This window comes from Pseudomonas sp. EpS/L25 (genome assembly GCF_001512295.1).
GTDB lineage: Bacteria > Pseudomonadota > Gammaproteobacteria > Pseudomonadales > Pseudomonadaceae > Chryseomonas.
Map to the genome: position 1 here is coordinate 401,035 of NZ_LNUP01000015.1, position 18,804 is coordinate 419,838.

The 18,804-nt window shown below is 65.8% G+C and carries 17 protein-coding genes and 1 riboswitch; of the genes, 7 read left to right on the forward strand and 10 right to left on the reverse strand.

Annotation, left to right across the window (positions count from 1 at the left end; translation table 11 throughout):
• Positions 1-73 precede the first annotated feature (73 nt).
• Positions 74-598, forward strand: coding sequence for an acyloxyacyl hydrolase (locus AR540_RS18410; protein ID WP_059230770.1), 525 nt, complete (start codon positions 74-76; stop codon positions 596-598).
• Positions 599-626: 28 nt separating this feature from the next.
• Here the strand turns inward: AR540_RS18410 and phrB are convergent, their stop codons facing one another.
• The 4 genes from phrB to AR540_RS18430 form a co-directional block, all read right to left on the reverse strand.
• Positions 627-2,048 (reverse strand): deoxyribodipyrimidine photo-lyase, encoded by a 1,422-nt coding sequence (phrB, locus tag AR540_RS18415; protein WP_059230771.1) that lies wholly within the window; start codon positions 2,046-2,048, stop codon positions 627-629.
• Entirely contained in the window at positions 2,045-2,968 is a 924-nt protein-coding gene (locus tag AR540_RS18420; protein WP_059230774.1) for a MerR family transcriptional regulator, read from the reverse strand. The genes phrB and AR540_RS18420 overlap by 4 nt, the downstream gene beginning before the upstream one ends.
• Before the next feature lie 10 nt (positions 2,969-2,978).
• The gene (locus AR540_RS18425; protein WP_059230775.1) at positions 2,979-3,947 is read right to left on the reverse strand and encodes a YbgA family protein; all 969 of its coding nucleotides are present in this window, start codon (positions 3,945-3,947) and stop codon (positions 2,979-2,981) included.
• Positions 3,948-4,072: 125 nt separating this feature from the next.
• Positions 4,073-5,059, reverse strand: coding sequence for an NAD(P)/FAD-dependent oxidoreductase (locus AR540_RS18430; RefSeq protein WP_059230777.1), 987 nt, complete (start codon positions 5,057-5,059; stop codon positions 4,073-4,075).
• Positions 5,060-5,236: 177 nt separating this feature from the next.
• Here AR540_RS18430 and AR540_RS18435 point away from each other — a divergent pair, with 177 nt between their 5' ends.
• Both AR540_RS18435 and AR540_RS18440 read left to right on the forward strand, forming a co-directional pair.
• Positions 5,237-6,145: a TIGR01777 family oxidoreductase gene (locus AR540_RS18435; protein WP_059230779.1), complete on the forward strand. Its 909-nt coding sequence runs from the start codon at positions 5,237-5,239 to the stop codon at positions 6,143-6,145.
• Positions 6,142-7,197: a ferrochelatase gene (locus tag AR540_RS18440; protein WP_059230781.1), complete on the forward strand. Its 1,056-nt coding sequence runs from the start codon at positions 6,142-6,144 to the stop codon at positions 7,195-7,197. Before AR540_RS18435 ends, AR540_RS18440 begins: the two co-directional genes overlap by 4 nt.
• Before the next feature lie 20 nt (positions 7,198-7,217).
• On the opposite strand, the gene AR540_RS18445 is transcribed toward AR540_RS18440, so the two are convergent.
• Together AR540_RS18445 and upp are read right to left on the reverse strand one after the other, a co-directional pair.
• Positions 7,218-8,483: a uracil-xanthine permease family protein gene (locus AR540_RS18445; protein WP_082707044.1), complete on the reverse strand. Its 1,266-nt coding sequence runs from the start codon at positions 8,481-8,483 to the stop codon at positions 7,218-7,220.
• Positions 8,484-8,485: 2 nt separating this feature from the next.
• Entirely contained in the window at positions 8,486-9,124 is a 639-nt protein-coding gene (gene upp / locus AR540_RS18450) for a uracil phosphoribosyltransferase (protein WP_059230783.1), read from the reverse strand.
• 264 nt (positions 9,125-9,388) lie between these two features.
• Between upp and AR540_RS18455 the strand changes: the two genes are divergently transcribed.
• The 3 genes from AR540_RS18455 (at position 9,389) to AR540_RS18465 (ending at position 10,807) form a co-directional block, all read left to right on the forward strand.
• Positions 9,389-9,943, forward strand: coding sequence for a hypoxanthine-guanine phosphoribosyltransferase (locus tag AR540_RS18455; protein ID WP_059230785.1), 555 nt, complete (start codon positions 9,389-9,391; stop codon positions 9,941-9,943).
• Positions 9,940-10,410, forward strand: coding sequence for a WbuC family cupin fold metalloprotein (locus AR540_RS18460; protein ID WP_059230787.1), 471 nt, complete (start codon positions 9,940-9,942; stop codon positions 10,408-10,410). Before AR540_RS18455 ends, AR540_RS18460 begins: the two co-directional genes overlap by 4 nt.
• A gap of 109 nt (positions 10,411-10,519) precedes the next feature.
• Positions 10,520-10,807, forward strand: a complete 288-nt coding sequence (locus AR540_RS18465) for a PA4642 family protein (RefSeq protein ID WP_059230789.1) — start codon at positions 10,520-10,522, stop codon at positions 10,805-10,807.
• 123 nt (positions 10,808-10,930) lie between these two features.
• Here AR540_RS18465 and AR540_RS18470 read toward each other — a convergent pair whose 3' ends face one another.
• The 3 genes from AR540_RS18470 to ahcY form a co-directional block, all read right to left on the reverse strand.
• Positions 10,931-12,823: a DEAD/DEAH box helicase gene (locus AR540_RS18470; RefSeq protein WP_059230792.1), complete on the reverse strand. Its 1,893-nt coding sequence runs from the start codon at positions 12,821-12,823 to the stop codon at positions 10,931-10,933.
• A gap of 183 nt (positions 12,824-13,006) precedes the next feature.
• Positions 13,007-13,843 carry a methylenetetrahydrofolate reductase [NAD(P)H] gene (gene metF / locus AR540_RS18475; protein ID WP_059230793.1) on the reverse strand — a complete coding sequence of 279 codons (837 nt, stop codon included), beginning with the start codon at positions 13,841-13,843 and terminating at the stop codon, positions 13,007-13,009.
• A gap of 61 nt (positions 13,844-13,904) precedes the next feature.
• Positions 13,905-15,311, reverse strand: coding sequence for an adenosylhomocysteinase (ahcY, locus tag AR540_RS18480; RefSeq protein ID WP_059230795.1), 1,407 nt, complete (start codon positions 15,309-15,311; stop codon positions 13,905-13,907).
• Positions 15,312-15,333: 22 nt separating this feature from the next.
• Positions 15,334-15,476, reverse strand: a riboswitch (S-adenosyl-L-homocysteine riboswitch).
• A gap of 151 nt (positions 15,477-15,627) precedes the next feature.
• Here ahcY and AR540_RS18485 point away from each other — a divergent pair.
• On the forward strand, positions 15,628-16,023 hold the full coding sequence (locus AR540_RS18485; protein WP_059230797.1) for an acyl-CoA thioesterase: 396 nt from the start codon (positions 15,628-15,630) through the stop codon (positions 16,021-16,023).
• Here AR540_RS18485 and AR540_RS18490 read toward each other — a convergent pair.
• Entirely contained in the window at positions 16,007-18,781 is a 2,775-nt protein-coding gene (locus AR540_RS18490) for a hybrid sensor histidine kinase/response regulator (RefSeq protein WP_059230798.1), read from the reverse strand. The genes AR540_RS18485 and AR540_RS18490 overlap by 17 nt on opposite strands.
• Between the last annotated feature and the right edge of the window lie 23 nt (positions 18,782-18,804).

Sequence of the window (18,804 nt, forward strand, 5' to 3'; positions counted from 1 at the left end):
GTGAACCCCTTCACGGCTTGCTGGTCAATGCTGGCAGTTCGTAAAAACTAGAAACATCCATAAGGGCACTTTCATGAACAAATTGCTTTCCTTCGCAGTAGCCACCGCGCTTGCGCTCGGTGGAGTGGCGTCGGTACAGGCCGCCGAGATCACCGGTGCGGTCGGTGCGACCAGCCAGAGCGGGATGACCTACCGCCTTGGTGCCGGTTGGAAGTGGGACAAGAGCTGGTGGGAAAGCTCCACGGGCCGCCTGACCGGCTACTGGGATGCCGGCTACACCTACTGGGAAGGCGAGAGCGGCCATTCCTCCGGTGAGCATTCGCTGTCCTTCGCTCCGGTATTCGTCTATGAATTCGGCAGGGGCTACGTGAAGCCCTTCGTCGAGGCCGGTATCGGCGTTTCGGTGTTCTCCAGCACCAAGGTCGGCGAGCAGGACCTGGGGTCGGCCTTCAACTTCGAGGACCGCATCGGCCTGGGTCTGAAGTTCGGTGAAACTCAGCGCGTCGGCATCCGCGCCACCCACTATTCCAACGCGGGCATCAAGCAGCCCAACGACGGCATCGAGTCGTACGCGCTGTTCTATAGCCACAGCCTCTGAGCCGCGGTTGGAATGCAAAAAGCCGGACCTAGTCCGGCTTTTTCGTTTCCGTCTTCCGCGCCATACCGCGATAGGCGGCGAGGGCGCGCTGGCGGCTTTCGCCCAGATCCACCAGGGGTGTCAGGTAGCGGGCGCCCGGGGTGTGCACGGCCTTGCCCTTGAGCTCAGCCAGTTCCGGTACCCAGGTGCGCACATAGTCACCCCGCGCATCTATCTTCAACGCCTGGGTCTGGGGATTGAATACCCGGAAGTAGGGCACCGAGTCCGTGCCGGTGGAGGCGCTCCACTGCCAGCCGCCGTTGTTGGAGGCCAGGTCGCCATCGACGAGATGACGCATGAACCAGCGCTCGCCCTCACGCCAGTCGATCAGCAGGTTCTTGCAGAGGAACATGGCGGTGAGCATGCGCATACGGTTGTGCATCCAGCCGGTCTGCTGGAGTTGGCGCATGGCCGCATCGATGATGGGAATGCCGGTGCGACCTTGCTGCCAGGCGGCGAGGCCGTCGGGATCGTCGCGCCAGGGCAGGGCGGCGAGTTCGCGATTGAAGGGTTGATGACGCGAGACCCAGGGATAGCCCACCAGCACATGGCGATAGAATTCGCGCCAGAGCAGTTCGGTGATCCAGGTCGCCGCGCCTTGGCTACCGCCGCTCAATCGTCCCCCGTTGGCCACGACCGCGGCCTGCAGGCATTGCCGTGGCGACAGCACGCCGGCATTCAGGTAAGCCGATAGCTGGCTGGTACCGGGTTCGGACGGGATGTCGCGTGCCTGGTAATAATCGTCCAGGTCATCGCGGATGAAGGTCTTCAGGCGTTGCAATGCCGCCTGTTCACCTGCCGGCCAAAGCTGGCGCACCTCGGCCGCAGGCTCGGTGAAGCCGTCGATCCGGGTAGGCAACTCGTCGGACTGAAGCGCAGCCTTCTGCTGCTTGCCAGGCGCTGGCAGCGGCGTAGGCAAGCCGGTCTCCAGGCGCGCCAGGCAGGTCTTCTTGAACTGGCCGAAGACCTTGAAATAGCCGCCACTCTTGGTCAGCACCGTACCCGGCGCGAACAGGGTCTGGTCCAGATAGCGATGCGTAGCGAGCCCGGCGGCGTCGAAGGCCTGGGTCACCGCCTCGTCACGGGCGGCTTCGTTGAGGCCGTATTCGTCATTGAAATAGAGATGCTGGGCCTCGACTTCCCGGGCCAGGTCGAGCAGCACCTGCGGCGCCTGCTCCCAGGTAGCGGCCTTGCGGACCAACAGGGGAATGCCCAGTGCCTTGAGGGTCTTGCCCAGCTCGGCAAGATTGCGCAGCCAGAAGTCGACCTTGACCGGCGCCTCGTCGTGCGCCTGCCATTGCACAGGGCTCACCAGGAAGACGGCGATGACCGGCCCCTGTTCGGCGGCGGCGTGGAGAGCGGGATGGTCATGGTGGCGCAGGTCGGTTCGAAACCAGACGAGGCCCCTCATGCATGGCGTTCCTGACGCAACAGCCCGGCGCTCTGCAGCCGATCGAAGGCCTCACCCGGGCCGCGGGCCGGTGCGGCTTCGGCGGTCAGGGATTCGCCCAGCGCACCCAGGGTCAGGCAGGGCAGGGAATGCCGGTTGGCGAAGGCTTGCAGCTGGCGCCGCAGGTCGCTGTCAGGACGGCTGTCGCGGCAAAGGATCAGCGCACGGGGTTCGAGCTGTTCGACCAGGCGATCCAGATTGCTGGCCGGGATCGACCATTCCACCAGCTCCACCGGGCAATCCGCGGCGCTGATCAACCAGGCGCACAGCCAGAGCGACGCGTTCATCGGCGTGTCGTCCAGGTTCAGCAGCACCAGCGGGGCACCACGCAGACTGTGCTGGCTATGGTAGATACGCGCCCCCAGCTTGCTGCGCAGCCAGGTATGGAAGAACACCTGCTGCAGGCGACCGTCGTCGGTGGCCTGGCACAGCCGCTCCAGTTCGCGCAGCAGGGGCGCCAGCAACTGGTCCAGCAATACCCGCGGCGGATAGAGCGACGCCGCACGGTTGTAGGCTTCATCCAGTGACCGCGAGGCGAGCCGGCCGATGGCGTCCATCATCTCCCGATGGATGCCTTGCCAGGGCGTATCGCTCGGCAGCACCGCCGGCCGCTGCTCGTCGAGCAGTCCCTTGACCTGGCTGACCGCTACGCCCCGGGCGATCCAGGCGAGGACCTGCTGTACGCGGACCACATGAGCCTCGCTGTACAGACGATGGCCCTTGGGGGTGCGCTTGGGCACCAGCAACCCATAGCGACGCTCCCAGGCGCGCAGGGTCACGGCATTCACCCCCGTACGCCGGGCGATTTCGCGGATGGGCAGCCACCCTTCGTGGAGGGCGGAATCGTAGTCCTGATCCTCACCGCCGGGCGATGAAGGCAAGGGGGTAGCGCTAGATGGCATTTCGCAGACTCAGACGTTCGGGGTGCGGTTGCAGGTAGGCCTGCTCGTTCACATAGCGATCCGGATGCTGGCGGAAGTGATGCTTGAGCAGGGTCAGGGGGACCACCAGCGGGACGATCCCCTCATGGTACTGCTCGATCAGCTGCTGCATCTCCTGCTTCTCGCTGTCGCTTAGCACACGACGCAGATAACCGAAGAGATGATAGAGCACATTGCAGTGGGTGCCACGGGTCGCGCAGCGCTTGAGCGCCGCCATCAGGCCACTGAAGTACTCCTGACCCAGTTCGTCCAGGTTGCGCTGGCCGATGCTGCCGACCAGTTGGCCAAGCGCCCGGGCACGCTGCGGATCGTGGGCCATCAGCTGATACTTGTAGCGGGAATGGTAGGACAACAGTGCCCGCGCCGTCAGGCCCTGTTGCACCAGTTGCAGCCAGTGGGCGTGGGCGAAGACGCGGGTGACGAAGTTTTCCCGCAGCACCGGGTCGTTCAGCCGACCGGCTTCTTCCACCGGCAGGTCCGGACGCAGACGCATGATGGCCGCGGCGAACAGACCACGCCCGTCGCTGTCGCTGCCCTGGCCGTTGGCGTGATAGACCTTGACCCGTTCCATGCCGCAAGAAGGCGATTTCTGCATGAAGATGAAACCGGACAGGTCGGAGAGCTCCCCTGCCATCTTCTCACCATAGGCCGTAAGGGCATCGGTCACGTCCAGGCTTGGGTCGATGGTACCCACGGCACGCGGCGCCGATGAATCGCCAACCAGGCGAATCGGCTCGCGAGGCGTTCCCAGGCCGATAGCCATTTCCGGGCAGACCCGGACGAAATCGAAGTGCTCGGCGAAGGTCTGGCTGCAGAGCCGGGATTCCTTGTGCCCGCCGTTGTAGCGGACTTCGTCACCCAGCAGGCAGGCACTGATGCCCAGGCGCGGGCGGGGCAGTCTGGCGGCGTTGGAAGGCATGGCAATCCCCTGTCGTGTATTTTCTTGTACAAGGATTTCCTATTTGTACAAGTTTGGTGCAATTTTCGACAGGGGGCTGCCACAAAAAATTCGCCGCAGGTTACCAACGGCGTGCGCTTCGTCGTTTAGTCCAGGCTACCCAGGAGCTGTTGTGCTGCCTCATGACCACTCAACCAGGCCCCTTCCACCCGCCCGGTGGAGCACCAGTCGCCACAGGCGAAGACACCCATGTCCGGATCTGCCAGCGCGCCCCATTGGTGCGGCTGGGCCGGCCGGGCATAGAGCCAGCGATGGGCCAGGGTGAAGGTCGGCGCTGGCAGGGGGCAGCCGATCAGCTCGGCGAAGGCGCCGTGCAGCCGCTCGATCACCTCGTCCTTGGCGGCGTCGATGTGCGCCTTGCTCCAGGTGCTGGTGGCGTGCAGCACCCAGGTATCCAGGGTGGTATCGCGGCCGGGTTTGCAGCGGTTGCGCGCCAGCCAGTCCAGCTCGCTGCCCTGCACGAAGCAACCCTCCACTGGCGTCTGCAGCGGCGTGGCGAAGGCCAGCGCGACCGACCAGGTCGGCTCCATGCTGACGCCGGCCACGGTCGACGCCAGCTTGGGCACGCTGGACAGCAGCGCGGCGGCCTGGGGCGCCGGCATGGCGATGATGACCTGGGCGAAGGGGCCGTGGGTCTCGCCGTTGGCATCCAGCAGGTGCCAGTGCCTGGCACCGCGGAAAACCTCGGTGATGCGGCAATCGAAGGTGGTCGGCAGATCGGCCAGCAGGTGGCGGGTGATGGCGCTCATGCGCGGTACCCCGACCCAGCGCGGCTGCTCGTCCTGGGACGGACTCAGGCGACCGTCGCGGTACTGGTAGAGCGAAGGATTCCATTCGGCCGCGCAGCCGGCCCGGCGCCATTCGTTCAGGGCGTCGATGAAGCGGCGATCCCGCGCCGTGAAATACTGGGCGCCCAGGTCCAGGGCACCGGCTTCGCTGCGCTTGCTGGCCATGCGGCCGCCGCTGCCGCGGCTCTTGTCGAAGATCTGGACCTGCTGCCCGGCGCGAATCAGCGTTTGAGCAGCGGAAAGTCCTGCTATTCCTGCGCCAATGATGGCGATAGGGGTAGTCATGATGGACCTCGCTTGTCTGACGAATCGCCCTCGACGAACGTTTGCGCGCGCAAGGGCTCTACGGCTACGACTGGCAACCGTTCTGGATCATTCGACCCACGACCATAACAAACAATCCTCATCCCTATCGTCCAGATGCCAACTGGCGAGAGGGCTTTACGAGAAGGAAGTGACGACATGCATATCCTGCTGACGGGTGGTACCGGACTCATCGGCCGTGCCCTCTGCCGCCAATGGACGGCGGCTGGGCACCAGCTCAGCGTGCTCAGCCGGGACCCGGGACGGGTCGCCCGGGAATGTGGACCGGGCGTGCGCGGCATCGCCCGGCTGGAAGAACTGGGTGACGAACCCCTGGACGCCGTGGTCAATCTGGCCGGTGCACCCATCGCTGACAAGCCCTGGACGCGCAGTCGCAAGGCCGAGCTCTGGGAAAGCCGGATCGGCACCACCGAACGGCTGGTCGACTGGCTGCGCGGGCGCAGTCAGAAGCCCGCGGTGCTGCTCTCCGGCTCGGCGACCGGCTTCTATGGCGACAGCGGCGAGAAGCCGGTGAGCGAGACCGACAACCTGGCGGGTCCCGATTTCGCCGGCGAGCTGTGCCTGGCCTGGGAGCAGATGGCCAACGAGGCCGAGAAGCTGGGCATCCGGGTGGTCAATCTGCGTACCGGTCTGGTGCTGGCCGCCGACGATGGCTTCCTGCTGCGCCTGTTGCCACCCTTCCGCTTTGGTCTGGGCGCGCGCCTGGGCAATGGACGCCAGTGGATGCCGTGGATTCATTTGCAGGATCAAATCGGGGCCATCGATTTTCTTCTCAACCGCAGCGACGCCCAGGGTCCCTATAATCTCTGTGCCCCCCAGCCGGTGCGCAACCGCGACTTCACCGAAGCCCTGGGCCGGGCCTTGCGGCGCCCGGCGCGATTGCTGATCCCCGCCTTCGCCCTGCGCCTGATGGGAGAGCTGTCCATCCTGCTGCTGGGTGGCCAGCGCGCCCGCCCCGAGCGTCTGCTCGAGGCCGGGTACGTCTTTCGCTATCCCGAGCTGGATGAGGCCCTGGCCAATCTGCTCGCTGCCAAGGATTCACGATGACTGCCAACGCTCTGCTGCTCGCCAACCTGGGTTCGCCCGATTCGCCCCACGTCCCCGATGTGAAGCGCTACCTGAACCAGTTCCTGATGGACCCCTATGTGGTCGATCTGCCCTGGCCGCTGCGCCGCCTGCTGGTCTCGCTGGTGCTGATCAAAAGGCCTGCCGCCTCGGCGGAGGCCTATGAGTCGATCTGGTGGGACGATGGCTCGCCGCTGATCGTGCTCAGTCGCCGTCTGCAGGAAGCCGTGCGTCCGCACTGGCGCCATGGCGCGGTCGAGCTGTGCATGAGATACGGCGAGCCATCGGTGGAGTCGGTCCTCAAGCGCCTGGCCAGCGAGGGCATCCGCGAGGTGACCTACGCGCCGCTCTATCCGCAATTCGCCGACAGCACCACCACCACCGCCATCGTCGAGGCGCGGCGCGTCATCGAGGCCCATCAGCTGCCGCTGACGCTGAAGATCCTGCCGCCGTTCTACGATCGCCCGGAATACCAGGCGGCGCTGGCGGCCAGCGTCGAGCCCTATCTGCAGGAGCCCTATGACCACCTGCTGCTGTCCTTCCACGGCCTGCCCGAGCGGCACATCCGCAAGCTGGTCAAGGATCGCAGCCACGACCTGCGCGCCCCCGACAGCAGCAAGGTCAGCGCCAAGGCCCTGGCCGTCTGCTATCGCAGCCAGTGCCAGCGCACCGCCGAACTGCTGGCCAAGCGCCTGGGTATTCCCGACGGCAAGTGGTCGGTGTCCTTCCAGTCCCGGCTGGGCAAGGACAAGTGGATCGAGCCCTACACCGAAGCGCGGCTGGACGAGTTGGCCAAGGCAGGCGTCAAGCGCCTGCTGGTGATGTGCCCGGCCTTCGTCGCCGACTGCATCGAGACGCTGGAGGAGATCGGTGATCGCGGGCGTGAACAGTTCATCGAGGCCGGCGGCCGGGAGCTGGTGCTGATTCCCTGCGTCAATGACCACCCGGCATGGGTAGCGGCGTTGGTGGAGCTGTGCGAAGAGGTGGCGGAGCTGCCGCCGCGGCCCATCGAACAGCCCAAGCTGCCGGCGTAACCGGCAGCTTGGACGGGCCGTCAGAGCAGCGGGCGCTCTGGTGGTTCGGCATCCTTCTTCCAGGCATTGTGCCCGGGCAGGACCAGGTTGAGGCCGATGGCGATCAGGCCGCAGAGGGAGATGCCCTTGAGGCCGATCTCGCCGTTGCCGAAGACGATGCCGCCGATGCCGAACACCAGGGTCACCGAGACGATCACCAGGTTGCGCGCCTCGGACAGGTCCACCTGGTGGCGGATCAGGATGTTCAGGCCCACCACGGCGATGGAGCCGAACAGCAGGCAGAGGATGCCGCCCATGACCGGCACCGGGATGGTCTGCAGCGCCGCGCCGAACTTGCCGACGAAGGCCAGCACCATGGCGAAGCCCGCCGCCCACAGCATGACCCGCGGATTGTGGTTCTTGGTCAGCATCACCGCGCCGGTCACCTCGGCGTAGGTGGTGTTGGGCGGGCCGCCGAACAGACCGGCGGAGGAGGTGGCCAGGCCATCGCCCAGCAGGGTGCGGTGCAGGCCGGGCTGCTTGAGGTAGTTCTTGCCGGTCACCCCGCCCACCGCGATCACTCCGCCGACGTGCTCGATGGCCGGCGCCAGGGCCACCGGGACCATGAACAGGATGGCACCCCAGTGGAATTCCGGCGCGACGAAGGCCGGGATCGCCAGCCAGGGTGCGGCGCCTATGCCTTCGGTATGGACGATGCCGAAGACGAAGGCCAGGGCATAGCCGACGAAGACCCCCGCGAGGATGGGGACCAGGCGGAACATGCCCTTGCCGTAGATGGCCACCAGCAGGGTGGTGACCAGCGCCGGCATGGAGACCAGCATCGCCGTGGCGTAGGGCACCAGCTGGGCGCTGCCGTCCCCGGCCTTGCCCATGGCCATGTTGGCCGCCACCGGCGACAGGCCCAGGCCGATGGAAATGATCACCGGGGCGATCACCACCGGCGGCAGCAGCCGGTCGATGAAGCCCACGCCGCGCAGCTTCACCGCGAGGCCCAGGAAGGTGTAGACGAAGCCGGCCGCCACCACCCCGCCGAGTACCGCCGGCAGGCCGAATTCAGCCTTGGCGGCGATGATCGGCGCGATGAAGGCGAAGCTGGACGCCAGGAACACCGGTACCTGGCGGCCGGTGACCAGGTGGAACAGCAGGGTGCCGAAGCCGGCCGTGAAGAGAGCGACATTGGGGTCCATGCCGGTGATCAGCGGCATCAGCACCAGGGCGCCGAAGGCCACGAAGAGCATCTGGGCACCAACCACGATTTCCCGCCAGAGCGGTTCCCGCGTCGTCACGCTCAGGCGTCCTTCTGCTTGGTGCCGAAGATCTTGTCACCGGCATCCCCCAGGCCGGGCAGGATGTAGCCATGCTCGTTGAGACGCTCGTCGATGGAGGCGGTGTAGAGGCGCACGTCCGGATGGGCTTCTTCGACCGCGGCGATGCCCTCGGGCGCGGCTACCAATACCAGTGCCCGGATCTCCTTGGCGCCGGCCTTCTTCAGCAGGTCGATGGTGGCGATCATGGAGCCGCCGGTGGCCAGCATGGGATCGATGATCATGGCCAGGCGCTGGTCCAGTTCACCCACCAGCTTTTCCAGGTAGGTGTGGGCCTGCAGGGTGGATTCGTTGCGGGCGAGGCCCACCACGCTGACCCGGGCGCTGGGGATCAGGCTGAGCACGCCATCGAGCATGCCGATGCCGGCGCGCAGGATGGGCACCACGGTGACCTTCTTGCCGGAGATCTTCTCCACTTGCACGGTGCCGCACCAGCCTTCGATGTCCACCGTTTCCACCGGCAGATCCTGGGTCGCCTCGTAGGTGAGCAGGGCGCCGACCTCCTGGGCCAATTCGCGGAAGTTCTTGGTGCTGATGTCGGCGCGGCGCATCAGGCCCAGCTTGTGGCGGATGAGCGGGTGGCGGATTTCATGGACGGGCATGGGATTCTCCAGAGACGGTGGGGCAGCGGATCGCCGCGAGCGAGGAGGGTGTCGGTACGACCGGCGGCCCGAAGGCTTGCCACGGGGCAGGGCAAGCCATAAAAAAACCGCGGTACATTAAAGCATCCGACTCGAGCTGGGCAGTACCCTGCGACAATACTAGCCGCCTGCCGGCGCTTGAGATCGGCCGGCGGTGTCTGTACCTTTGCCGCCTTTTATCCGCGCCAACCACCAGGCAGGCGCCCCGTCCCCCGGAGAAGCCCCATGTCCGCCGATCTCGCCCACATCCGCCAGGTCATGCAGGAGGCCGACTGCCTCTATGACGAAGCCCAGGTCGAAGCGGCCATCGATCGGATCGCCGCGTCCATCACCGCCGATCTCGCCGAGCGCAATCCGGTGGTCTTCTGCGTGATGAATGGCGGGCTGATCCTGACCGGCAAGCTGGCCACCCGGCTGAACTTTCCGCTGGAAATGTCCTACCTGCACGCCACCCGCTACCGCAACGAGACCACCGGCGGCGAGCTGTTCTGGAAGGCCAAGCCCGAGGTGTCCTTCATCGATCGCGATGTGCTGATCGTCGACGACATCTTCGACGAGGGCCATACCCTCAAGGCCATCATCGACTTCTGCCGCCACGCGGGTGCCCGCGAGGTCCATACCGCGGTGCTGATCGACAAGACCCACGACCGCAAGGTCAAGGGCCTGGAAGCCACCTACGTCGGCCTGCCCTGCATCGATCGCTACATCTTCGGCTATGGCATGGACTACAAGGGCTACTGGCGCAACGCCCCCGGCATCTACGCCGTGAAGGGGCTGTGACCGCCCGCCTGTTCGATCAGGCGCTGTTCGCCGACCTGCTCCGGCAGGCGGCGGCCAGCCCGCGCCGACGCGCCCATCACTGTCTGCATGCCATGGACGAGCCCTGCCACCGGCTGGTGGTGGGGATGTGCGAAGACAGCTACGTGCCGCCCCATCGCCACCTGGATCCGCACAAGGCCGAGAGCCTGCTGGTGCTGCAGGGTCGGCTGGGGCTGCTGACCTTCGCCGAGGACGGCCAGGTGCTGCTGCGCCGCGAACTGTCCGGGGGCGCCGGTTGCCTGGGCGTCGATCTGGCGCCAGGCCAGTTCCATGCCCTGGTCGCCCTGGGCGGCGATTGCCTGTTCTTCGAATGCAAGGCCGGTCCCTTCGCGGCCCTGGGCGAAGGCGAGCGAGCCGCCTGGGCGCCGTTGGAGGGGGCAGCGGATGCCGACCGCTATCGCACCTGGATGCACGCTCAGTTCGATTGAACTTTCGATCGGTCTCGCGGTATCGCCAGGGCTTTGTCACTGGCGGGGTGGCGGAAGGCGGGAGTAGAATCGATCCTCCCTCAAATCCCCCAGCACAGGTAGCCAAAGGATGCGCAAGGATAAAAAGCAGGTCATCGGTGAAGAGATCAGTGACGAGCAGATCAAGCTGTTCCTCGACGTCGAACCGGCGGACGATACCCCAGCGTCTCTGCACAAGCTGGTCAAGGCCTATCGCGGGTTGCGTCCCGACGACTTCGAGCGTTTCGTCGGCTTCTTCGTCGAAGCGGGCTACGATCTCGATGCACGCAATGCCGAGGGTGAAGACTTCATCGCGCTGATCCGCAGCCATCGCCAGGCCGAGCCCTATATCGACGCCCTGCGTGCCGCTCACGCCTGATTCAGGCCCTGTCTGAAAGGCCTCCCCCTGGTTGGTGACCCTTTCGATAGGCAAAAATAAACCCCGCCATGGCGGGGTTTATTTTTGCCTGGAAAACGAGCCGCCTGAGCGGCCCGTGATCCATCAGGCTTCGCGGTTGCGGGTCAGCAGCGCGGGCTTCTCGCTACGCGGACGGCTTGGCAGTTCTTCCAACTGCTCCAGCGTCGGCAGACGATCGGCACGGGACGGCTTGTGCACGATCTTCGGTTGTGGCTTGCTCGACGCCCGCTCTTCGGTGGCATAGGCGCGCGGCTCGCTCGGTGCGGCTTCGTAAGGCCGGGCCGCGCGGGGCTGCCCGCCGTTCTGGCCGCGACGCTTGCCGGGCTGCTGCTGTTGCTGGCCACGCGGAGCACGAGCAGCACCCTGGCCCTGGCCCTGGCCCTGGCCCTGGCGGGGCTGGCCACCGCCGGCGGTCGCAGCAGGACGGGCGCCATTACCGGCATTGCCACTGCGCGGGCCTTTGCGACCCTTGCCCTGGTAGGGGCTCACGTAGTCGACGCTGTTGCCGAAGTTGTCGTAATCGTCGTCCAGGAATTCTTCCGGATCGCGATTGCGCGGCTGCTGGGCGACGGCCTGGCCGGGTTGGGCGGCCTTGTCCTGGCCGGCGTCATCGCGATCGCGGCGGTTGCGACGATTGCGGGTACGGCCCTTGCGCTCGCCCTGGGGCTGCGTACCGGAGGCCTCGCCATTGCTGCTGGATTTGCCCTGGCCCTGGTTCTGGCCCTGGCCTTCGCTGCGCGCCGGTTTCTCGGCCTTTTTCTGGCGATTCTGCTGCGGCTTGCCACGCGGCTCGCGCGGTGCCCGTACTTCCGGTTGCTCCGGCGGGACGCTGGCGGGGTCGAAGCCCTGCATGTCGCCGTCCGGGATGCTCTGCTTGGTCAGGCGCTCGATGGCCTTGAGCAGCTTCTCTTCGTCCGGTGATACCAGCGAGATGGCCTCGCCGCTACGACCGGCTCGACCGGTACGGCCGATGCGGTGCACATAGTCTTCCTCGACGTTGGGCAACTCGAAGTTGACCACGTGGGGCAACTGGTCGATGTCCAGGCCGCGGGCGGCGATGTCGGTGGCGACGAGGACGCGGACCTCATTGCTCTTGAAGTCGGCCAGGGCCTTGGTACGCGCGTTCTGGCTCTTGTTGCCATGGATCGGCGCGGCCGGCAGGCCGTGCTTGTTCAGGTACTCGGCCAGACGGTTGGCGCCATGCTTGGTCCGGGTGAACACCAGCACCTGCTCCCAGGCACCCAGGGTGATCAGGTGGGCGAGCAGGGCGCGCTTCTGGTTGGCCGGGATACGGAACAGGCGCTGTTCGATGCGCTCCACCGTGGTGTTCGGCGGGGTGACTTCGATGCGCTCCGGGTCCTGCAGCAACTTGCCGGCGAGGTCGGTGATGTCCTTGGAGAAGGTGGCCGAGAACAGCAGGTTCTGGCGTCGCGACGGCAGGCGGGCCAGAACCTTCTTCACATCATGGATGAAGCCCATGTCGAGCATGCGGTCGGCTTCGTCCAGCACCAGGACCTCCACGGCGGACAGGTCGACGCTCTGCTGGCCGGCGAGGTCCAGCAGGCGGCCGGGACAGGCGACCAGGACGTCGACACCCTTGGCCAGGGCGGTGACCTGCGGCTTGAGGCCGACGCCGCCGAAGACGCAGGCGCTGCGCATGGGCAGGTCGCGGGCATAGACCTTGAAGCTGTCGTGCACCTGGGCCGCCAGCTCGCGGGTCGGGGTCAGCACCAGGACGCGCGGTTGCTTGGCGACGTAGTGGTGACCATCGGGATGACCGTTGGGGAACAGCCGCTCCAGGACCGGCAGGGCGAAGCCGCCGGTCTTGCCGGTACCGGTCTGGGCCGCCACCATCAGGTCGCGACCCTGCAGGACGGCCGGAATGGCGCGTTGCTGGACGGGAGTGGGGTTCAGGTAGCCGGCGTCTTCCACGGCGCGGGCAAGGGCCTCGGAGAGACCGAGGGAAATGAAGGACATGCGGGGTTCCTGTCTCTGTCGGCGTCCCGCCGACGTGGGGGCGCGGTTGCGCTCCTGGTTGACGTCCGAAAGGTTTGGACGTCTCGCCCGCACTCGTCATCCTGCGCTGGATGAAGGGCCGGGCGATGACCGGAAGCGGTAATCACGGTTGGGTGAAGCCGCCGCCAAAACGCGTGGCCGGCTTCAGAAGCCGAGGTTTCGCCAGATGGCGATGCACGGCTCCGCTTGGTTCAGGGTGTAGAAGTGCACGCCGGGTGCCCCACCTTCGAGCAGACGCTCGCACAGGGCGGTCATGACTTCTTCGCCGAAGGCTTGGATGCTTTGGGTATCGTCACCGTAGGCTTCCAATTGCTTCCGCAGCCAGCGCGGCAATTCAGCGCCACAGGCATCGGAGAAGCGCGCCAACTTGCTGTAGTTGGTGATCGGCATGATGCCAGGGATCACAGGAGCTTCGACCCCCAGTTTGCGGACACGTTCCACAAAATGGAAGTAGCAATCGGCGTTGAAGAAGTACTGGGTGACCGCGCGGTCAGCACCGGCCTCCATCTTGTACACGAAATTGCGCACGTCGTCCGTAAAGCTGCGCGCCTGCGGATGGGTTTCCGGATAGGCGGCGACTTCGATATGGAAGTGATCGCCGGTTTCCTCGCGGATGAAGGTGACCAGATCACTGGCGTGACGCAACTCGCCGCCACCGGACAGGCCCATGCCGGAGGGCAGGTCGCCGCGCAGGGCGACGATGCGGTTGATGCCGGCTTCCCGGTACTGCTGCAGCAGTTCGCGCAGCTTGGCCTTGCTGTCGCCGACGCAGGACAGATGCGGCGCGGTCGGTACGCCGACCTCGTCGTTGAGCTGGCGCACGGTGCGGTAGGTGCCATCCCGGGTCGAACCGCCGGCGCCGTAGGTGCAGGAGAAGAACTCCGGCCCGTGGCCTGCCAGCTGCCGCGCGGTGGCGATCAGCTTCTCGTGGCCCGCCTCGGTCTTGCAGGGAAAGAATTCGAAACTCAGACTGGGTTTCACATTGTCTCTCTCGTGAGAAGCCCCGCCCTCGCGGGCGGGGAGTGCCCTCAGGGGCGTGCCATCAGTAGCGGTAGCTGTCCGGCTTGAAGGGGCCGTCCTGGGTCACACCGATATACTTGGCCTGGGCCTCGGTCAGACGGGTGACGACGCCACCGAAGCCTTTCACCATTTCCAGGGCCACTTCTTCGTCGAGCTTCTTGGGCAGGACCATGACGGTGACGTTGGCGGTCTTCTCGGCGACCGGCAGGTCGGCGAACTTCTCCTGGTACAGGTGGATCTGCGCCAGGACCTGGTTGGCGAAGGAGCCGTCCATGATGCGGCTGGGGTGGCCAGTGGCGTTGCCCAGGTTCACCAGACGGCCTTCGGCCAGCAGGATCAGGTAGTCGTCGTTGGTCGGATCGACGGTCAGGCCGGTGCGGTGGATCTTGTGCACCTGCGGCTTCACCTCTTCCCAACCCCAATGCTGGCGCATGAAGGCGGTGTCGATCTCGTTGTCGAAGTGACCGATGTTGCACACCACGGCCCGCTTCTTCAAGGCCTTGAGCATGTTGGCGTCGCAGACGTTGACGTTACCGGTGGTGGTGACGATCAGGTCGATCTTGCCCAGCAGGGCGCGATCCACGGAGCCTTCGCTGCCGTCGTTGAGGCCATCGACATAGGGCGAGACTAGCTCGTAGCCGTCCATGCAGGCCTGCATGGCGCAGATCGGATCGACTTCCGAGACCTTGACGATCATGCCCTCCTGACGCAGCGAGGCGGCCGAGCCCTTGCCCACGTCGCCGTAGCCGATCACCAGTGCCTGCTTGCCGGACAGCAGGTGGTCGGTGGCGCGCTTGATGGCATCGTTGAGGCTGTGGCGGCAGCCGTACTTGTTGTCGTTCTTGCTCTTGGTGACCGAGTCGTTGACGTTGATCGCCGGGACCTTGAGGGTACCGTCCTTGAGCATGTCCAGCAGGCGGTGCACGCCGGTGGTGGTCTCTTCGGTGATGCCGTGCACGCGCTCCAGCACCTGCGGGTACTTGTCGTGCAGGATCTGGGTCAGGTCACCGCCGTCGTCCAGCACCATGTTGGCGTCCCAGGGCTGGCCGTCCTTGAGGATGGTCTGCTCGATGCACCACTCGTATTCGGCTTCGGTCTCGCCCTTCCAGGCGAACACCGGGATGCCGGCGGCGGCGATGGCGGCAGCGGCCTGGTCCTGGGTGGAGAAGATGTTGCAGCTGGACCAGCGCACTTCGGCGCCCAGGGCCACCAGGGTCTCGATGAGCACGGCGGTCTGGATGGTCATGTGGATGCAGCCGAGGATCTTGGCGCCGGCCAGGGGTTGTTCGCCGGCGTACTTGCGTCTCAGACCCATCAGGGCGGGCATTTCCGATTCGGCGATGATGACTTCGCGACGACCCCAGTCGGCCAGGGAAATGTCGGCGACCTTGAAATCGTTGAAAGCGGCAGGCGTAAGGACAGCGCTCATTGAAGAGTCTCCATTCGTTAGGTGCGAATGGGCGCCGTTGATGCGTTCTGATAACGCTCCACTCGAGCCTGACAACGTCTGGCGTCATGCCCGCCGAGATTCCCGCAGCGGCGGCGGGTCGGCTAGGATGGGATAACGCAGCGTGCTGCAGCGCCCCTCGAGCGGAAGGCGGGGCGGCCTGGTGGCCGCGATGCGGGGGCAGTATAACGAGGATCGCACTAAACCCAAAGGGTGGCGCTCTGCCTCATGTCGACCGGAATCTACCGCGCGCCCTCTGATCTGATGCCCCACCCCCCTGGACATTCAAGGAGCCCTGATGAACTTCCATACCCGCAAATGGGTGAAACCCGAGGACCTCAACGCCAACGGCACCCTGTTCGGTGGCAGCCTGCTGAAGTGGATCGACGAAGAGGCGGCGATCTACGCCATCGTCCAGCTGGAAAATCCCAAGGTGGTGACCAAGTACATCTCGGAGATCAACTTCATCAGCGCCTCGCGCCAGGGTGACATCATCGAGCTGGGCATCACCGCCACCGAGTTCGGTCGGACCTCCATCACCCTGAGATGCGAGGTGCGCAACAAGATCACCCGCAAGAGCATCCTCACCATCGACAAGATCGTCTTCGTCAACCTCGACGAGGAGGGCAATCCGGCGCCGCACGGCAAGACCGAGATCACCTACGTCAAGGACAGGTTCAAGGATGCGCCTTGAGACCGGGCTTGCTCACGTCCAGGCGCCGGCGCTCGGCCCAGTAGAGCAGCAGCTCGCGTAGCTGGGACAGTTCGATCGGCTTGCCCATGTGGCCGTCCATGCCGGCCTCCTGGGCGCGATCCTTGTGCTCGGTGAGGATGTGGGCGGTCAGCGCCACCACCGGGGTGCGCGACCTGTGGTTCTGCTGCTCCCAGGCCCGCAACCGGCGCGTGGCCCCGAAGCCGTCGAGCAGCGGCATCTCGCAGTCCATCAGGATCAGGTCGTAGGTGTTCTGCTGGATCTTCTCGAAGGCCTCCAGGCCGTTGCTCACGGTGTCGGGCTCCACGCCGAGCTTCTTGAGCATGCCGCGGATCACCTTGACCGAGATGCTGTTGTCCTCGGCCACCAGCACCCGGAAGTCGGCCGGAACGCCACTCGGCTGTTCCTGGGGCTCCGGTTCGCTGGCGCGCTGGCCACGGCGAGACAGTTCGTCGGCCAGGGTGGCACGGAGGGTATAGCCGGCCACCGGCTTGGCCATGATGCGCTTGATGCCGGCGTTGCGGGCGATGACCTTGCTGGGCGCGTTGCTCAGCCCGGTGAGCATGATCAGCAGCAGGTCGTGGTTGAGGTTCTCGTCTTCGTTGATGCGGGCGGCCAGTTGCATGCCGGTCATGCCGGGCATCTGCTGGTCGAGCAGGACCACGTCGAAGTATTCGCGCAGGTGCGACTGGGTGCGCAGCAGCGCCAGGGCCTCGCGGCCGGAGGCGGCGGTGACCACCTGCATGCCCCAGGCGCTGCACTGCTGCTGCAGCACCTTGCGGCACAGCTCGTTGTCGTCGACCACCAGGACGCGCACGTCCTGCAGCGGGTAGTCGCTGTCGCCGCGGGAGAGCACCAGCGCCTGGGCCGGGATGGGCAGGCTGATCCAGAAGCTGGAGCCACCCTCGGCGTTGTTCTGGATGCCGAATTCACCCTGCATCAGCAGCACCAGCTGGCGGGCGATGATCAGGCCGAAGTCGAGGCTGTCGGTGTCGCCGGTGAGGAAGTCACGGCTGTCGAGATGGCTGGAGAGCAGTTGGCGGCTGAGGGTGGCATCCAGCGGCGTGCCACTGTCCTGCACGGAGATGCGCAGGCGCGGCGCATGGCCGGCGGCTTCTTCCAGGGAGATCACCAGCAGGATCTCGCCCTCTTCGGTCCGCTGGAAGGCATTTTCCAGCAGGTTGAGCAGAATCTGGCGCAGGCGGGTCGGGTCGCCGATGAAGCGGCGCGGTACCTGGGGCTGGATGAAGCTGAGCAGTTCGACCCGGTGCTCCTCGGCACGGGGGCGGAAGATGTCCAGGCAGTCGTCGAGCAGGGCGTTGAGGTCGAAGGTCACCTCTTCCAGCTCGATCTGGCCGCTTTCCAGGCGGGTGATGTCGATGATCTCGTTGATCAGGTTGAGCAGTTCGGCGCCGGCGCTGTGGATGGTCTGCACGTAGTCGCGCTGCTTGGCCGACAGCGCCGTGCCCTGCAGCAGTTCGGTCATGCCCAGCACGCCGTTCATGGGGGTGCGGATCTCATGGCTGATGCGCGAGAGGAATTCGGCCTTGCCCTTGAGCTCGGCGTGGTTGGCGGCGCGATCGCGGGTGCGGGTGAATTGCTCCTCGCGGAGATAGCGGCGGCGCTCCTCCAGGGCCAGGGTGAGCAGGATGCCGCCGAGCATGCAACTGCTCATCAGCGCCCGTCCCAGCCATAGCGGCGCATTGGCGTAGCCGGTGAGGATCGGCAGGGCGATCAGGCCGGACAAGCCCAGCAGGGCGCAGCAGACCACCAGCAGCCGCGCATAGCGAGCGCCCTGGTGCCAGCGTTCGCTGGCGATGACCAGGCAGGCGAACAGTACCAGGCCGTTGACCAGCATCAGCCAGTCGCCGACGTAGACGTCGCCGGCGAGTATCCGTCCCACGGCCGCCACGCCCACCAGGGCCAGCAGGGCCCGCACCACCCGTCGGGTCCAGAGCGGCAGCCGGCGCCAGCCGAAGAAGGCGGCGACCAGGTGCAGTCCGGCCGCGCTGCAGGCGAGTACGGACAGATCGGTCAGCAGCGGCGCCTGGTTCTTGAAGGTGCCGAGCAGGAACTTGCTCAGGCCGAACAGGTTGAGCGCCACGCACACCAGCATCACCAGCAGTATGGTCAGGGCGCTGGTGGCGCGGCTGCGGTGGTAGAGCAACTGCACGCCGTTGTACAGCGCGAGCATGGCCAGGCAGCCGAGCAGCACGCCGAACATCACCAGGCGATGGGTGATCTCGGCCTCGGCGCTGCTGCTGAGCGTCAGCGCGATGCGCATCGGCTGGGGGGATTCGAATCTCAGGAACAGGTCCAGCGGCTCGGTGCTGGGCGGGATGGGGAAGACGAAATCGCGGCTGATCTGCTGGGGATTGAGCAGCGGTCGGGCCAGGCCATCGCGGATCTCGCTGAGCATCTGGTCTTCGCTATAGGCGTAGAAGTCCAGGTAGCCGACGTTGGGCGAGATGATACGCAGCAGCCGCTGCTGGGTATCGGGCGAGACCCGGGCGTGCAGCCAGAGGGCGCCCGGGCCGGCGGGTCTATGGGTCTTGTTGGCGATCAGCGGCTTGAAGGCGGAGAGACGGTCGCGCACGTCGTCCAGCCGGAAGTCGCCGGTGGCGTCTTCGTACTGCGCCCAGCCCGCGTCCGGCGGATTCTCGGCTTGCACGGAATTGGTCACCGCCAGCAACAGCAGCCAGCTGACCACAAAGCCTAGGGCGATCCAGAGCCGGTGCACGAGAGTTCCCTTCGCGGATGCAG

Coding starts and splice junctions, on each gene's coding strand:
- phrB (WP_059230771.1), bottom strand. CDS start 2,048: ATGAGGGGCCTCGTCTGGTTTCGAACCGACCTGCGCCACCATGACCAT.
- AR540_RS18440 (WP_059230781.1), top strand. CDS start 6,142: ATGACTGCCAACGCTCTGCTGCTCGCCAACCTGGGTTCGCCCGATTCG.
- AR540_RS18425 (WP_059230775.1), bottom strand. CDS start 3,947: ATGCCTTCCAACGCCGCCAGACTGCCCCGCCCGCGCCTGGGCATCAGT.
- ahcY (WP_059230795.1), bottom strand. CDS start 15,311: ATGAGCGCTGTCCTTACGCCTGCCGCTTTCAACGATTTCAAGGTCGCC.
- AR540_RS18485 (WP_059230797.1), top strand. CDS start 15,628: ATGAACTTCCATACCCGCAAATGGGTGAAACCCGAGGACCTCAACGCC.
- AR540_RS18455 (WP_059230785.1), top strand. CDS start 9,389: ATGTCCGCCGATCTCGCCCACATCCGCCAGGTCATGCAGGAGGCCGAC.
- AR540_RS18430 (WP_059230777.1), bottom strand. CDS start 5,059: ATGACTACCCCTATCGCCATCATTGGCGCAGGAATAGCAGGACTTTCC.
- AR540_RS18435 (WP_059230779.1), top strand. CDS start 5,237: ATGCATATCCTGCTGACGGGTGGTACCGGACTCATCGGCCGTGCCCTC.
- upp (WP_059230783.1), bottom strand. CDS start 9,124: ATGCCCGTCCATGAAATCCGCCACCCGCTCATCCGCCACAAGCTGGGC.
- AR540_RS18470 (WP_059230792.1), bottom strand. CDS start 12,823: ATGTCCTTCATTTCCCTCGGTCTCTCCGAGGCCCTTGCCCGCGCCGTG.
- AR540_RS18410 (WP_059230770.1), top strand. CDS start 74: ATGAACAAATTGCTTTCCTTCGCAGTAGCCACCGCGCTTGCGCTCGGT.
- AR540_RS18465 (WP_059230789.1), top strand. CDS start 10,520: ATGCGCAAGGATAAAAAGCAGGTCATCGGTGAAGAGATCAGTGACGAG.